The sequence below is a fragment of the Mesorhizobium sp. P160219 genome, assembly GCF_057786095.1.
Genome location: NZ_JBYNWG010000001.1, coordinates 1753495 through 1766682 on the forward strand (window position 1 = coordinate 1753495; position 13188 = coordinate 1766682).

A 13188-nucleotide genomic window follows, 5' to 3' on the forward strand; every position below is an offset into this window, starting at 1 on the left:
CCTTAGCTCGAAAGCTTATCGCGACTGTGGGGCGACAGCCGCCGGGTGAAGGCTTCCGTCAGTGCGGGCAGGAAGCGGATCGCGTCGGTGACGATTCCGAGGTGAGCGAAATCGAAAATCGGCGCGTTCGGGTCGGTGTTGATGGCCACGATGAGATCCGCCCCCTCCACGCCAACCCGATGCTGGACGGCGCCGGAAATCCCGGCCGCTATGTAAAGCTTCGGCCGGATCGTCTTGCCAGTTTGGCCGATCTGCCGATCAGCTGGCATCCAGCTCTTCTGGACTAACGGACGCGAACAGCCGTGCTCGGCGCCGATTGCTCGTGCGAGGTTCTTCACAAGCTGCAGGTTCTCCGCCGCGCCAAGACCAAGGCCTCCCGCAACCACGACGTCGGCATAGGCAAGGTTTGCCTTCGCCGACTGATTGTCCGGCAGGAAGCCGAGGACTTTGGTAGCGATCTCGTCCTCGGCAAGCGAAAGCTTGTGCCGGATGACACGCCCGACCGGTTTATCCGTCCGCTGCGGCATGGGCATGACCCTCGGCCGCACGGTCGCCATCTGCGGGCGGAAATTGAGCGTATAGATCGTGCACAACAAGGAACCGCCGAAAGTCGGACGCGTGGCGGCGAGCGAACTGTCGGTATCTACGTCGAGTTCGGTGCAGTCGGCCGTGAGCCCCGTCTGCAAGGTCGTCGCCACGGAGCCGGCAAGATCCCTGCCCAGTGTGGTGGCACCGAGAAGAAGGATTTCGGGTTTGTGGGTATCGACCAGATCCGTCAACGCCTTCGTGAAAGGTTCATTCCGATAGTCGGCGAGCAGGGGCGCCTCGGCGATGTAGACAAGGTCAGCGCCATACGCGAATGCTTCGGCAACGGCGTTCCCCACGGCCTCTCCCGGCGGTCCAAGCACGACACCTGCAAGCTGGACCTGAAGCTTGTCTGCTAAGTTGCGGCCTTCGCCGAGCAGTTCGAACGATACCGGATGGACCTCGCCACGTTCGAGCTCGATGAAAACCCAAACGTGCCGGTAGTCCTTGAAATGGGCGGGCAACTCCTTCTTTATGCCGGCGCGGCCGGCGGCAGGGCGAGGGGTTTCTCCGTTCGCGGTCGACATCGTTTTTGCTCCTTGCCGTCACGCGCCGCCGTTAAAGGCGAGCTCATGTTCCAGCGCCGGCTGGCGGGTGAAGATTGCGGTGATGAGTTCGTCAGCGACATCGCGCAAGGCCTTCTCGGCGGTGTCGATTTGTGCCGCCTTTTCAGCTCGAGCAGGAGGGGCGAAAACACGTTTGACGACCGTCGGTGAACCGCGCAGGCCGCATTTGGTGAGATCCTCAATGCCGGCGTCGGCCGCGCTCCATTTCAAGACCTGGCTGCGCGCGGCGCACAAGGCGTCCTGGATCGAGCCCCGGCGGATCTCGTTTGTGCCTTCCAGCATGGTGATGAGGCAAGGGAGCCTGCTCTTCAGCATCTGTGTGCCGCCTTCGGAACGGCGCTCGACCTTGATCTCGCGTGCAGCAAGGTCGACAGAAGGGATCTTCGCGACATAGGTCAGTTGCAGGAGTCCGAGGCGCTTGGCGATGCCGGGCCCGACCTGGGCGGTGTCGCCATCGATCGTCTGCTTGCCGGTGAAGACGAGGTCTGGCGTGCCGAACGTCTCGCCAATCTTCGCGATTGCCTGGGAAAGGGCGAACGAGGTTGCCAGCGTGTCGGAGCCGGCAAAATAGCGGTCGGTCAAGAGCACCGCTCGGTCGGCGCCGTAACCGAGCGCCTTGCGCAGCGCGTCCTCTGCCATGGGCGGACCCATGGTGAGCACAGTGACTTCGCCGCCATGTGCGTCGCGCAGTCTGAGCGCTTCTTCGAGGGCGAACAGGTCGTAAGGGTTGATGATGGTCGGAACACCCTGGCGCATGATCGTGTTCGTGACCGGATGGACCCTTATCTGTGCCGAGTCCGGCACCTGCTTGATGCAGATTACGATGTGCATTGGCGGTTTCTCTAGGCTCCTGTCCGGGTCCGGCATTGCGGTTATCTCCTTTGTCCGCATTATTCGTGCCAAGTCTCTTGCGCTCCCCCTTTCCTACAACTTCGGCTGGTTGCTTCTGACGGCGCTGTGGTGATGACCGCATTTGGCGGCTGCTCGACATTGTCGCGTCGCACCGTTGTCGCCGATCATTCCCGTCCGAACCGCTTCAGTACCGAGTCGAACGGAACAAAGGTGTGGCCCGGCGCGGCAGGTTTGTTCGGATCGTGGTCCTTGAGCACCTTGAAAATCCGATGCGTGAGCGGCGAGGAAATCGCAAAGTCCTCGTAAGCTCGTTCGAGCGTCGCGCGCACCCTCGCGGCAATCACCTGGTCGGGCAGACCGGAGAAATCTTCTTCGGCGAGGTATTGGCCCACACGCTTCATGATATGGAGCCGCGAGACATTCAGTACCTTCGGGTCATAGGCGACGCCTAGGACTGAGAAGAATTCCTCTGCAGCCGACAAGCGCTTCAGTCGTGCGAGGATGTCGGTGACATCCATGGGGCGGCTGTCAGCGGAACAATTCATTGCATTCTTCCTGGTCGCAAAACTGTGGCCTCTGTGCGCTCGCGCACGGCTGACTTGGACCCGCACAGCTCGATGAGGGATGCCTCGCTGCACATTCCATCGTAGAGCTCGACCAGTCGAGTTGCAGTGACGGTCGATTTGGTCTCGGCCGCCTCGCGTCGGACGCGGGCCACCATCGCGGCTGCCAGATCCGGGTCGAGATCGCGACCGCTTTCGCTCAGCACATGGGCAATCGCAGTGGCGCCGGAATGCTTGCCGATGACGATCCGCCGGCAGCGGCCCACGAGAGTCGGATCGAGCCCCTGATAAGTACGCGAGTCCTTCAGCAGCCCTGCGACGTGAATGCCGGATTCGTGGGTGAATACATCGGCGCCGACGACCGGCTTAGTGGCTGCGGTCTGCCGGCGGGCGGCCCAAGCCACCTGGGCGGCGAGGCCGGGCAATGCGGTCAGCTCAATGCCGGTGTCTGCGCCGTCGAAGACTGCCATTGCGGCGGCCACCTCCTCCAGCGCGGCATTGCCCGCACGCTCGCCGAGCCCCAGGACGGTGACGGAGGCATGGCGCGCGCCTGCGCGGATCGCCGCCAGCGTGTTGGCGCCAGCAAGTCCGAGATCGTTGTGCGCATGAAATTCAAGGTCGATTGGAGACTGCACCACGAGCTGGGCGACAAGTTCGAAGGTCGAAAACGGGTCGAGAACACCGACTGTGTCGGCCAGCCTCACGCGGCTTGCGCCGGCGCGTGCGGCCGTCTCGATGACGCGGGCGAGATGATCCCGATTGGCCCGCGAGGCATCCTCGCAGCCCACCGCGACGAAGAAGCCGGCATCGGCGGCGCGCCTGACCATATGATCGATGACCTGGAGCGCTCCCGCCTTGTCGAGGCCGAGCTTGGCGGCAAGTTGGATGTCCGACGCAGGCAGCGACAAATTGACCGCTTGGACGCCGCTCTCGATCGCTGCATCGAGATCCAACGACGTCATCCGGCACCAGGCGATGAGCCGAACCGGAAGACGCCGCGCTACCACGGCGCGAATTGTTTCCATCTCGTCGACGCCCATGACCGGCGTGCCGATCTCGATCTCTGTCACGCCAGCCGCCGCAAGAGACTCAGCGATCTCCAGCTTTTCCGTCGTGGTGAAGGCGACGCCCGGCGCCTGCTCGCCATCGCGCAAGGTCGTATCGTTGAGGGAGACATGACCGGTCATGACAGGCAGCCTGTTCTTCTGCGGCTCACGCATAGACCGGACTACCCGGCCCAGAACCGGAAAAGCTGCGCAGCTTCCCCACGATTCCCGGCATGACCTCGAGCACCCGGTCGATGTCCTCTTCGCTGTTGTCCCGCGCCAAGGAGAAGCGGACTGCCGCGTGTGGCGTTTTCATCGCGCTTAGGACATGGCTTGGTTCCAGAGAGCCGGAGGTGCAGGCCGAGCCAGAGGAACACGCGATGCCAATGCGGCTGAGGAGAAGTGGAATTCCATCACTTTCGACATGTTCGAAGGAGATGTTTGCGGTGTTGGGCAACCGTTGCAAGGGATCACCAGTGACACAGGTGCTTGGGATGCGCTGGAGGATCCCGCCCTCCAGGCGATCGCGGAGCGACTTTACCCGTGTGGTCTCGTCGTCCATGAATTTCAAGGCGAGTTCGGCCGCCGTGCCGAGCCCGGCTATGCCGGGCGTATTCTCGGTGCCAGCACGCCGGTTGTGCTCTTGGTGACCCCCCTTGATCAGCGAATGGAAATCGACGCCACGTTTTACGAAAAGCGCACCGATCCCTTTCGGCCCGTGCAGCTTGTGGCCGGAGAGCGACAGCATGTCGATTGCGGTCGACTTCAGGTCCATCGGAAGCTTGCCGACCGCCTGCACAGCATCGGTATGGAATAGGGCGCCCACTTCCTTGGCCAACTCGGAAAGCCTTGCCACGGGGAAGATCACACCAGTCTCGTTGTTCGCCCACATTATTGACACGATTGCAACCTGTGGGGTGAGGGCGGCCATATAGGCGTCGAGATCGAGCCGACCACGGCAATCCACCGGGATCCTGTGCACCTTGAAGCGGCGGGTCTTCTCAAGATGCGCGCAGAGCGTGAGCACGGCGGGATGCTCGACCGCGGACGTCACGATCTCGGTTCGGTTGGGCGCCGCCTCGAGCGCTGAAAGAAGCGCTGCATTGTCGCTTTCTGTCCCACCCGAGGTGAAAGTGATCTCATCCTCGAACTCCGCGCCGATCAGAGCTTGCAACTGCCTCCGCGCCTTTCTCACCGCCGCACTGACTGAGGCGCCAAGAGCGTGTGCCGACGAAGGGTTGCCGAATTGATCCCTAAAGAACGGCAACATCGCTTGCACGACCTCAGGATCGACCCGTGTGGTTGCGTTGTTGTCGAGGTAGACAGGCTTCATAGGTGCGATCCTCAGTTAAACAGAATGACGCGAGCGCTAGACCAACTCGTTGAGCCTCTGGCGCATGCCGTTGATGATCATTTGAACTGGCAGCGCGCGCAGGCGCCCGGAGTGTTTGACGTAAACCGGATCTCCGTCGATATGGACATGTTCGCAGTGGCCGTAGGTCAGCCCGCAGGTAAGGACTCCCGAACGCGATAACGCTACCGATGAGCCGAATTTGGCGCAGCGGCGCGATTTGTCCGCAAGCAGCTCGGGTGCCACCAGGAACCGAGCTGCTTCGGGAGGCGACGTTCTTTGAATCCTACTGGGAGCGAATGGCGGTCCCGAGATCGGCTTTGACCTTGTCTTGTTTTTTAGGACGGGGACATCTGTTGTGCCGGCCATATAAGTCTCCTCTGCCGCAAAATCACTCTGTCGGCCGCACAGGCGCTTCGGGCGTTTAACTGAAGGACTTGCCGCAGCCGCACTTTTCGCGCGCATTGGGGTTATCGAAGACAAAACCGGAAGATTGGAGCCCGGTGAGGAAGTCGACGGTCATGCCGGCTACATGGGGTTGGGAGCCCGCGTCCACGAACAGCTTGACCCCATCTGTGTCAGAGATCGCGTCGCCCTCGCGCGACACGCTCTCCAGGCCCATTAAGTATTTGAAGCCTGCGCAGCCGCCGGCCTCGACCATAATGCGAAAGCCTTCCGCCGGCTCGCTGGCACGGCAAAGAGCAGTCTTGAAGGCGGCAACAGCGTTGTCGGTGAGCGTAATCATGGCTCCATTCTCCTCAGTCCGCGACCTGCTTGCCCATCACGTTGCATGCACCGTGCCAAAGCCAAAAAACGTTTCAACACAGCGCGGCATCTCTCGCACTGGTGCCTCTTGATTGCTGATAAGGTGTCGGCCAATCGACACGTGCTGTCGGGTTTGTCGGGTCCGGCACGAGGGATGTTGGCCTGAGTTCTTGGGTGAACTCACATCACCAAGGACAGAACTTCTTCTGAGCTTGCCTCGGCGCAATTGGCACGGTTTTTGAAGCTCCGTTTGGCGAGACGGCAAGAGCATGCCGATCCACAACCATGCCGTGGGTGCCATCGCGATGGATGGGGCGAAGCAAGGGAGTAACATGTCAGGACCGTGGTCAGATACGCGTTGTTGGCAAAGCAGCGCCGCTCGTGGCATCCGAATGCCCGCTTGGCCGATTGCGACAACATCCATACTGGCTCACCACCGCCCAGTAGCCGCCGACCGGCTCGATGGGATGCCATCGGCATGTGGCTGCTCGCCGATTTTCGCATCGGTGCGACGCCGTGCGCACGCTGTCCAGCGACACCTTGTTCATGGGCCAGCAGCAGATCAGGATCGAGCATTTCGGCGCGCCTTATCGGCTGAAGATTCCCGGGCAGGGCAGATGATCCTCACACGTCGTAGAAACAGGGGTAAGCATGGACCAACGCGAGAAACCGTCGCCCGACGAAATCCGGCGGGCGTGCAAAGACAATCCGAAGATCCGGGAGCATGATCTCGCCGCTCGATTGGGCATTTCGGAAGCCGAGTTGGTCGCGGCGCATTGTGGTCACGGCGCGGTGCGCATTGAGCCGCGCGTCGATGATCTGCTGACCGGCCTCGAAGCGGTCGGCGAGGTAATGGCGGTCACCAGCAACGAAAGTGCCGTGCACCAAAAGATTGGCGTCTACGGCAAAGTGGTCACCGGCAACCAGCATGCCATACTGCTCGGCGACGAGATCGACCTGCGCATCTTCCCGAAAGCGTGGGCGTATGGCTTCGCCGTCGAGAAGCGCGAGGGGGCCGAGATCCCCCGCAGCCTGCAATTCTTTGATGCCACCGGCGAGGCGATGCACAAAGCTCATCTCACGCCCGCCTCGAACCTGCAGGCCTATCAGGATCTGACGGCAGAGCTTGTATCCCCCGACCAGGAGCCGATCATATCGCTCGAGGCGAGCGGGGCGCGCGATAACGCAGTGAGTCCAGACCACGCCACCACGGTCGACGACCTACGCGAGCACTGGGGCCGGCTAAGCGACGTGCATCAGTTCTACCATATGTTGAAGACACTGAAGCTCAGCCGCTGCCAGGCGATGCGTATGGCCGACGAGGATGACGCCTGGCTACTCGACAATGATGCCATTGGCGCCCTGTTCCAACAGGCGGCCGAAGACGAGATGCCGATCATGTGCTTTGTCGGCAATCGTGGTTGCATTCAGATCCATTCCGGCCCGATCAGGTCGGTCAAGCAGATCGGGCCGCGGATCAATGTGCTCGAAGAGACCTTCCATCTGCATCTTAGGACCCATCGCATCCGCGAGGTCTGGGCCGTGCGCAAGCCGACGAGGGATGGTCACGTTACGTCCATTGAAGCCTATGGCGCGGACGGCAAGATGATCATCCAGTTCTTCGGCACGCGCAAGGAAGGCGAACGCGAGGGCAGCGACTGGCGGTTTCTGGCCGAGAGTCTGCCACGCGTTCCCGGTCCGACCTCCAGGGGTGTGTTGACTGCCGACAGGTCCTCGGATTGAATTGGCCGCGATAGGACTCAGCACCACGTTCCGACAGCGGCTCGCGAGCAAATCTGGGTCCATGAGCGGAAAGGATGCCGTCGTAGCGCATGCGCATGGTCAGGTGATGCACGCCGGAATGGACCGCATCTATACAGTCAAGCTGGTCGCCGGTCGGCACCGGTGCGCACGAGTGCATCGCCGTCTGCCGGAAAAGCCTTGCAGCGCCTGCGAGCGATAAAACGCATACGCCATCAGCGCCGAACCGAAGCGCGGCTTGACCTTTTTGATACTCGCGCAAGCGCCGTCGGGTCTTCTCGGACCGCACCCGATCCTTGCGCTGGATCGCGTCGTTGCTCAATCCGGGCCGTGCGGGCGATCTACTCGCTCGTCGACCGGCAGGCTGTGCAGCAACAGCGAAGCCGAACAGCCCGATGTCGCGGGCTCGACAAAACCGACCACGGATGTCGGTTGTCGGACGTTGTCACAAGAATGATGGACAGGTGATCATCAGCGGCGGGCCCAGCGCAGGCTGGCATTGCTTGGTGCAGCGCCATGGCTACCCCTATCCGGCACGCGACTTGCTTCGACAATTTGATCAGCAGGGCAGAGGTGATTGACCAGTCCCTCAACCCTAACGGGGATAAGCGGCCGCTTTGCTTCATGACCGGAGCGCGGCGGTGATGCCCCTCTGATCGACTTCGCAACCCATCTCATCCGCGGGTGCAGGTGGGCTGTATCAGATCTAGAAGGCGCCCGACAAGAGACGTGCCCATGCTGGAAATCGACTTTATGAACAGCGGTGCAATCTCAATTGAGCCATGAACGCCAATGTAGAGAAAACAAAATGGCGACCAACCCCGTTCCAGATCATGTCCCGCCCGAAATGGTGAGGGACTTCAGCCTGTTTACATCGCCAGGGATGCCACCAACACCCAACGGGGATCCACACGCAGCTGTCGCTTGCGTACATGACGGGCCTCCGATCTTTTACTCCCGCTACAACACGCAAGATGGCCGGGGTACCTGGGTCATCACCCGTGCCGCGGACCAGCGGAAGGTGCTGCAGGACGCAGAGACTTTTTCCAGCCATCGCAGCATCTTCTCCTCCATACTGGGTGAGAACTGGCCGACGATCCCGCTTGAGCTCGATCCACCGGCCCATGGCGTCTTTCGCTCACTGCTTAATCCGCTGCTTTCGCCAAAGCGGGTGTTGGCTTTGGAACCGGCTGTCCGCGAACGGGCGGTCGAGCTGATCGAAAGGATCGCCGCGTCGCGCACAAGCTGCGACGTGATGAAGGATTTTGCCTTTCCTTTCGCGGTGAGCACCTTTCTTCGCTTTCTGGGGTTGCCTGATGACCGACTCGATACATTCGTCGGCTGGGGGAAAGATCTGCTCCACGGCGACGATAAGGAACGACCTGTGGCTGCCCGGACGATCGTGGCATTCATCGACGAACTTGCAGCCATGCGCCGCGACGAGGCGGTTGACGATTTCATGACCTTTATAGTGCAGGCACAGGTCGAGGGCCGCCGGCTGACTGACACCCAAGTCCGCGGCATCGGCGTGCTTGTCTTCGTCGCTGGGCTCGACACGGTCGCAGCAGCTATAGGCTTTGACTTGGCGTACCTCGCACGCAACCTCAAAGATCAGCAATTGCTGCGGAGCGAACCGGACCGCATCCCGCTCGCAACCGAAGAATTGCTGCGGGCCTATCCGCCCATTCAGTTGATCCGCGTGGCCACGAAAGATATCGACTTCGAAGGCGCGCCGATCCGGAAGGGGGACTATGTTTCCTGCGCCACGATGATTGCCAATCGTGACCCGGCGGAATTCGAATGCCCCAACACGATTGATTTGGAGCGGGAGGACAACCGCCACGCAGCGTTTGGCTATGGTCCCCACCGTTGCCTTGGCTCACACCTTGCCCGGCGGGAGATTGTCATTGGCCTGGAGGAGTGGCTGGCGCGCATCCCGGCTTTCAGGATCAAGCAGGGTACGGCGCCGATAACTTCTGGCGGCCATGTGTTCGGGATCGAAAATTTGATCCTGGACTGGTCTTAGGCCCGCCCCGAGCCCGGGCACAGACAATGGAGGCAGCGCCATGCGCATCATCGTCCAAAAGGCCAAATGCCAGGGCCACGCGCGATGCGCGGCGCAAGCGCCGGACATCTTCAAACTCGATAATGACGGTTACATCCTGCCTGGTGACATTGAAGTTGCGGAAGGGGAGGAACTGCCTGCATCACGAGGCGCGCGATCCTGTCCTGAACGTGCGCTGGAACTCACTCGCTGACGCTCTGGATGAGACGGCATTCAACCGTGAGTCTGGCGGCTTGAACCATGTGGCCGCACTCAGCACGCGACCTCTGTCCCGCACGGTTCACGTCCAACTCTGCGGGGCAAATTCCGGCGCCAGTGTTCCCCGTGAGGCGCAAACGGCAGGGCCGGGGTTCGCGAACCTCTTCGAATCACAGAATTTGCGCCAGAGCCGATGGACCAGACGAGAATTGCCGAACTACTCGACGCGAGGCGACCCGGAATGCCGTACCGAAGAACTGCCCGACCCATGTTGCGGCAGGCCGGGTCTCTGCATGATTTGATAGGGCGAAACCAGGAGAACGCACCATATTTGCCCAACATTATGCCCGGCTCAGCACCGGCCAATGGCCGCAGCTGGAGAGAAGGTTCGACAAGCATGTGCTTGCCTGTGTGCTTTCACGTGCGCTCGAGGAGATCGAGGCCGGCGAGGCGACGGCGACTGAGGCAACCGGACTTTCGCGCGCCGAGTTGCGCGATGTCCTGTCCCGCTGTTTCCCTGCTTTTCCTATCAACGCGTTTGCCTTGGAAGAGGGGAGCGAGCCCGAGCCGGATCTGGAGGAAGAACTTCTGCATGGACTGCTGCTGGCGCATGCCCGACCTGGTGACCCGACGAGCGCCCGCTTCGCCAGGATCATCGCCCGGCGTGCCATGCGCAATGACCACCTCTGGCAGGACCTTGGCCTTTTTAATCGAACCGACCTCGGCCGCCTGCTCGCCTCGCATTTTCCGACGCTGGCGGCCGGCAACACCCAAAACATGAAATGGAAAAAATACTTTTACCGAAAGCTCTGCGAGGCCGAAGGCTTTTCGCTGTGCAGCTCCCCCAGTTGCCGGGACTGCAATGATTTCGAAAGCTGCTTCGGCCCGGAGGAAGGCGAAAGCCGCCTCACACGGACCAAGGACAACGCCCAGGATTGAGAGCCGCTTGCGTCAGTCGTACAGCGTCAGAGCTCGCGCCGCGCCATCTGTCTGTTGTCAAATCTCGACGGACGCCTTGGGGGATTTGAATACTGTGCGCTCGCGATGCTCGCTTCGGCGGGTCGTCGTCATGGCAGGCGCGAGTCGAATGTTTGTTAGATGCCGCCACAACCTAAGCCGGCATCATCAATCGCAACAAGCGCAAGGAGTTGAAGGACACGTTGCGCGATCTTGAGCAGGCCGGACTTGGTGACCAGCTCGTTAGGTTTTCCAATTCATGAGTGGCTAGAGCGATGGCTGTACTGGCGTTCGATCTCGTCTATTTTTCCGGCCTGACGGCAGACCAACTGCTAGGCAGCGTCATCTCACTTCTGGCGTGTTTGCTCCTTTATAACTGATACGATTTTAGGAAACGGGGTCTGCAGTGTTTTCTTCCGCTTCGGCGCCACATAGCTTTCAACCAGGCGAAATGCTCGACGTCGACAGTTACCAGCGGCCGTAGGTTGATGGTCACCGTGTTTGGCGCTCAGAACTTCCTCCGTGCTAGTCAATGGTGAGCATCGGAAGCGATTTTGCAGGTTTTGCGCTGACGGGATTCTGGCTCGGCCCGCCGGTCGGGTTCGTCAAAAGGTGCTAATATAGCGTTGTATGTCCGATCGGCGGTAGTAGCCGCTTACTGACCGCCGGACGGTCATCCCTGAACATTGTTGCACCGCACCTGGAGTGCTTAGGGAATGATATTATCTGACAAATGGAAAAATCACGTAGGAGCCAAAGTAAAATTTTATTATATCTGACTCCTGAGAATTACCAAGTAATGATCCAAGAACGAATCTTTCGCGGGCCGTTAAGTTGTTTTTCAACTCTAGTGCGTCACTATGGGGTCCGTAGGTCCCAAAAAATGTCCCATCCTTTGCAGGGCAACAAGGAGGCGTACTATGGCAAGAATTTTTGAAATTCTTACGGGCAGTCTGACTGCCGGATGTGTTCTCGTAATTCTTTGCATGCCAGCGACTGCAGCTGGAATTAATGTCGGAGGCGTCGGCGGGGTATCCGTCGGCAGCGGAGGCGCCAGCGCTAATGTGGGCGGCAACAGCGGCGCTTCGGCTAGCGTATCCCTAGGCGGTTCTGGGGCAAATGCCGCAGCCTCCGTCGGCGGCACTGGCGGAGCGACTGCTTCCATCGGCACCGGCCGCGCCAATGTCGGTGTCGTCACCGGGGTCGGTACCGACGTAAATGTCGGCGTTGGAACCAATCCAGCCGCCAACCCCAGCAACCCGACCGCTTCGAGCAACCCGAATCTGGCTAGCGTTGTCGGCGATATGTCGAACGCCCAGGTCACTCGGATGAAGAAGCGCTGCGTCGAAGTGCTTAGCAACGAAGATACCTATGATCGTGAGCTGCGCCGGCTCTGCTTGCTGATCTCGCGCCGCTAACCAGCGACCCCTTTCCGACCTGTCGGGGCTGTCGACATGACACTCTCCAGTTCCGGCAGTGGAAGCCCGCCCGCCGAAAGGTTGGCGGGCTTTTACAGTCAGCGTTTTTCCATCCGCAGCAGGCAGGATGTTTAGGCACTTTCGCGTATGTAAACGTTGACACTTAAGGCGCTTTCGCCTCGTAGGAAAGTTGTGTAACGCCTTGTTCTTGAACAAAAAATGTGAGAACGCCTAGTTGCTTAAGCGAAAAGCGCCTTACCGAGCGGATATCAAAAATAAACATTGTAGCGATCTTGCAACCGCCCGAGGCCGCTTTTACGCGTTCGGAGCAAGTCTAGGCCGATAAGTCATCGTTTTGCTTATGTTTCTTCACGTCACGGTGGCGGTAGGTGTAGCCGGGAATGTCCTGCAAATGGAACGTATTGCCGGGAGGCGAGTAGCGGTAGATAAATCCGAATTGGTCGGTGATCCCGTTGACGCTCGTATAAGTGATCTCGCCATACAGATACATATGGAAGGGAACCCGCCCCTATGTGAGTATCGGACAGGAAAAGCTCATTCAGCACATTGTTTGTGATAGGGCCGCCGCGATCAAAAGCTGCAGGGCTAAGAGCATCGTCTGCCCCGAGCACCCGTTCAACGTCATTGATTTCTCCGGGATGGTAATGCGGAGTTGGCGGCAAGTTGCAAAGCCGGAGGCTCGCCCGAATCTCGTTTATGATGGCAGGAGTGCGTCCGAAATTCTTGATCGAGAATGCCGCTTCCGGAATTGGTCTTTTGTTGTCGGGCTTGTCAGCCCAATCGTGCGTCACCCCCACCAACGGTTTGGTGGCGGTGACGAACAAATACGGGCGCTCGATATCGAGCAAAGCCTTTTCGGCAATGTCGGCGCTGCGCTGGGTGTGCCTAGCAGCCTCTTTGGCGTAGTAAGCAGCGGCCATAGCAGCGGCGAGCGTGAAAGCACCCACGATAGCGCCAATGGTGGTCCAGTTCGCCGACTGTTGGGCAGCGTCGGCAGCGTTCCACTGGGCACACAGATCGGAACTGCGATCATCGTGACC

At 60.1% G+C, this 13188-nt stretch carries 14 protein-coding genes; 6 read left to right on the forward strand and 8 right to left on the reverse strand.

Annotated elements, in window-relative coordinates; all coding sequences use genetic code 11:
* Positions 1–2 precede the first annotated feature (2 nt).
* The 7 genes from AC3EMP_RS08560 to AC3EMP_RS08590 all read right to left on the reverse strand — a co-directional run bounded on the left by AC3EMP_RS08560 (position 3) and on the right by AC3EMP_RS08590 (position 5708).
* A complete protein-coding gene (locus AC3EMP_RS08560; protein WP_023685019.1) occupies positions 3–1112 on the reverse strand; it encodes an electron transfer flavoprotein subunit alpha/FixB family protein in 1110 nt (369 codons plus the stop codon).
* Positions 1113–1130: 18 nt separating this feature from the next.
* Positions 1131–1982: an electron transfer flavoprotein subunit beta/FixA family protein gene (locus tag AC3EMP_RS08565; RefSeq protein WP_023672212.1), complete on the reverse strand. Its 852-nt coding sequence runs from the start codon at positions 1980–1982 to the stop codon at positions 1131–1133.
* A gap of 185 nt (positions 1983–2167) precedes the next feature.
* The gene (nifW, locus tag AC3EMP_RS08570) at positions 2168–2548 is read right to left on the reverse strand and encodes a nitrogenase stabilizing/protective protein NifW (RefSeq protein ID WP_023687348.1); all 381 of its coding nucleotides are present in this window, start codon (positions 2546–2548) and stop codon (positions 2168–2170) included.
* Entirely contained in the window at positions 2545–3753 is a 1209-nt protein-coding gene (nifV, locus tag AC3EMP_RS08575; protein ID WP_352712702.1) for a homocitrate synthase, read from the reverse strand. Before nifV ends, nifW begins: the two co-directional genes overlap by 4 nt.
* Positions 3754–3778: 25 nt before the next feature.
* Positions 3779–4945, reverse strand: coding sequence for a cysteine desulfurase NifS (gene nifS, locus AC3EMP_RS08580; protein WP_352712701.1), 1167 nt, complete (start codon positions 4943–4945; stop codon positions 3779–3781).
* 36 nt (positions 4946–4981) lie between these two features.
* A complete protein-coding gene (locus AC3EMP_RS08585) occupies positions 4982–5332 on the reverse strand; it encodes a hypothetical protein (protein ID WP_488481932.1) in 351 nt (116 codons plus the stop codon).
* A 55-nt stretch (positions 5333–5387) separates the two neighbouring features.
* A complete protein-coding gene (locus tag AC3EMP_RS08590) occupies positions 5388–5708 on the reverse strand; it encodes a HesB/IscA family protein (protein ID WP_352712699.1) in 321 nt (106 codons plus the stop codon).
* 536 nt (positions 5709–6244) lie between these two features.
* Between AC3EMP_RS08590 and hemP the strand changes: the two genes are divergently transcribed.
* From hemP to AC3EMP_RS08620, 6 genes are all read left to right on the forward strand, one after another.
* Positions 6245–6349, forward strand: coding sequence for a hemin uptake protein HemP (gene hemP, locus AC3EMP_RS08595; protein ID WP_023685012.1), 105 nt, complete (start codon positions 6245–6247; stop codon positions 6347–6349).
* Between the two features lie 30 nt (positions 6350–6379).
* Positions 6380–7471 (forward strand): hemin-degrading factor, encoded by a 1092-nt coding sequence (locus tag AC3EMP_RS08600; RefSeq protein ID WP_023706368.1) that lies wholly within the window; start codon positions 6380–6382, stop codon positions 7469–7471.
* A gap of 826 nt (positions 7472–8297) precedes the next feature.
* Positions 8298–9515 carry a cytochrome P450 gene (locus AC3EMP_RS08605; RefSeq protein WP_023727121.1) on the forward strand — a complete coding sequence of 406 codons (1218 nt, stop codon included), beginning with the start codon at positions 8298–8300 and terminating at the stop codon, positions 9513–9515.
* 40 nt (positions 9516–9555) lie between these two features.
* On the forward strand, positions 9556–9747 hold the full coding sequence (locus AC3EMP_RS08610; RefSeq protein ID WP_081725572.1) for a ferredoxin: 192 nt from the start codon (positions 9556–9558) through the stop codon (positions 9745–9747).
* A 332-nt stretch (positions 9748–10079) separates the two neighbouring features.
* Positions 10080–10691 (forward strand): nitrogen fixation protein NifQ, encoded by a 612-nt coding sequence (locus AC3EMP_RS08615; RefSeq protein WP_352712723.1) that lies wholly within the window; start codon positions 10080–10082, stop codon positions 10689–10691.
* A gap of 938 nt (positions 10692–11629) precedes the next feature.
* Positions 11630–12127 (forward strand): hypothetical protein, encoded by a 498-nt coding sequence (locus AC3EMP_RS08620; protein ID WP_352712697.1) that lies wholly within the window; start codon positions 11630–11632, stop codon positions 12125–12127.
* Positions 12128–12501: 374 nt separating this feature from the next.
* Here AC3EMP_RS08620 and AC3EMP_RS08625 read toward each other — a convergent pair whose 3' ends face one another.
* Positions 12502–13095 (reverse strand): hypothetical protein, encoded by a 594-nt coding sequence (locus tag AC3EMP_RS08625; protein ID WP_352463755.1) that lies wholly within the window; start codon positions 13093–13095, stop codon positions 12502–12504.
* Between the last annotated feature and the right edge of the window lie 93 nt (positions 13096–13188).